Here is a 2114-nt window from a genome sequence, read left to right as displayed (position 1 = left end):
CTATAACACTCTCTGCTAGTTTACTTTCTCCGGCTGTTAATACCTCCTCTGAAGTGGGATATTCCTTTAAGATCAATAAAGAAACCCTTGAATATAGATCCCCAAAAACCTTCCGGTATTCAGGAAACACTTGATCTAAAAGGGTGTGAAACTGAAGTTTAGCTTCCACATACATATTCGTTATGATTTCCTGTTATCTTGACAAATTTCGAAGGTCTAATAGCTGAATTCCTCTAATTTTATTAGGTTCTAAAATTACTTAGTGAGTGCTGTTTAACTGCACACCATTATTTCTATAGAAAAACCACGCTTCCTGATTTTATTGAACATACCGTTCGGATAAAAGCCAAAAAGATGGTCTTATTTTTAACCTCATCGTTAGCTGAATAATCAAAAAGCTTTATCCACAGTTTCTTGAAATATTAATTATTACAAATAGTTGTCCTGTAATACGTTTTAATCCTTCTCTATTCTCCACCAATTGAGTAAATAAAACAAAACTGGCTATAAGTTTTATAAAAACGCTCAAACCCCTTTGATATCAAGATTTGATCCTTTGGTAATTGATGACCTGTGCGGGATTCGAATATACAAAAAAAGAATAAATGGTGTTTGTCCCTAAATAGAAATATAATTTAGTAGATATATTATAAGTAAGTATGAAAAGGTGGAGTTTCATTGGATATTTTATGGTGGGGGTTAACGATCGTCTTATTTGCTTTAAGTTTTGTAGGAATTATCTATCCTATTATTCCTTCGGTAGTTGCCATTTGGGGAGGATTTGCAGTTTATCAATTCCTCATTAATCCTGATGAGTTATCGTTATGGTTCTGGATCAGTATGGTTGTGTTGAGCGGTTTATTAATCGCGGCAGACATTATCGCAAACAGTTATTTTGTTAAAAAGTATGGGGGGTCAAAAACATCCGAGACAATAGCAGCTATTGCCACGATTGTTGGTTCATTTGTCTTTCCTCCTTTTGGAATAATTCTCGTACCATTTTTAGCAGTCCTCGTTTCGGAATTAATCATTCAAAAAGATATAATGAAGGCTACTAAAGTTGGGTTTGCAACTATCATCGGTTTTTTAGGCGGTAGCTTAGCCAAAGTATTACTTCAATTATTGATGATTGTTTGGTTTATTTTAGCGGTAATCTTTTAATTATTTATAAACGGCCGCATAAGGAAAAGCTGACTTTCAACAGTCAGCTTTTTCTATTAACAAAGTCCGTACAAGAAAAAAAAGTGATGGAGGAAAAGGAACCATTAGTGTGGCCTATTGTGAACAATTCTTTAACGATAGAACTTTTCACAACTGCTCCCTTCCGTGTCAAAACTCAGGACATGATCCCCGCCCAAGTTTTTACAGCCGTCGCTAAAATCAATAGAGCCAGTATGACTTGCAGCACTTTTACATTCATTTTTTTACCGGCCATTGCCCCAATCGGAGAGGCTATTAAGCTAGCTACAACCATGATCAACGCCGGATAGAAGTCAACTTGACCCGTTGATATTTTCCCTGCTATTGCACCAATGGATGAAATGAATGTGATTGCTAATGAAGACGCAATCGTGACCCTTGTTGGAATTCTTAAAACGATAAGCATGATGGGAACTAATAGAAAGCCCCCTCCGGCACCGACTATCCCGGCGCCTAAACCAACGATTAATGCCAGGATGGCCGCAAGCCATTTATTAAAGGTAACTTGATCCACAGGAATATCATCTATCCCTTTCTTCGGAATGAACATCATGACAGCCGCTATCAACGCCAAAATGCCATAGACGATATTCACTCCGTTTTCCGACATCGTTTGTGATCCAAAACTTCCAACCACGCTTCCGATCAACACACTGATCCCCATATAGAGAATAAGCGTTTTATTTAAATGTCCGCTATTACGATAGCTCCATATACCTCCGATGGAGGCGAATAAGACTTGTACAGCGCTTATGCCTGTCACATCATGGGCACTAAATGCCGCTAAACCAAAGATTGGGGGAATAAACAGCAGCATTGGATAATTTATTATCGAACCGCCGATGCCGAGCATCCCTGAAACGTATGAACCTATAAAACCAATCAAAAAGATGGTAATGATAAAGGTTATATCC

General features: G+C 37.7%; 2 protein-coding genes and 1 pseudogene. 1 reads left to right on the top strand and 2 read right to left on the bottom strand.

What is annotated here, in order from left to right; translation table 11 throughout:
* Positions 1 to 253: pseudogene (locus tag AC1DVB_RS26800) on the bottom strand (IS110 family transposase); the annotation flags it as partial.
* Positions 254 to 678: 425 nt separating this feature from the next.
* Between AC1DVB_RS26800 and AC1DVB_RS26795 the strand changes: the two are divergent.
* Positions 679 to 1161, top strand: a complete 483-nt coding sequence (locus AC1DVB_RS26795) for a DUF456 domain-containing protein (protein ID WP_095679827.1) — start codon at positions 679 to 681, stop codon at positions 1159 to 1161.
* A gap of 175 nt (positions 1162 to 1336) precedes the next feature.
* Here the strand turns inward: AC1DVB_RS26795 and AC1DVB_RS26790 are convergent.
* The coding region (locus AC1DVB_RS26790; protein ID WP_477591855.1) for a sulfite exporter TauE/SafE family protein at positions 1337 to 2114 on the bottom strand (778 nt) is incomplete at its 5' end.

It is taken from the genome of Peribacillus sp. P4_D6 (assembly GCF_056401795.1).
The sequence above is the reverse complement of the archived record's forward strand: the minus strand, read 5'-3'. Positions and strand labels throughout refer to the sequence as shown.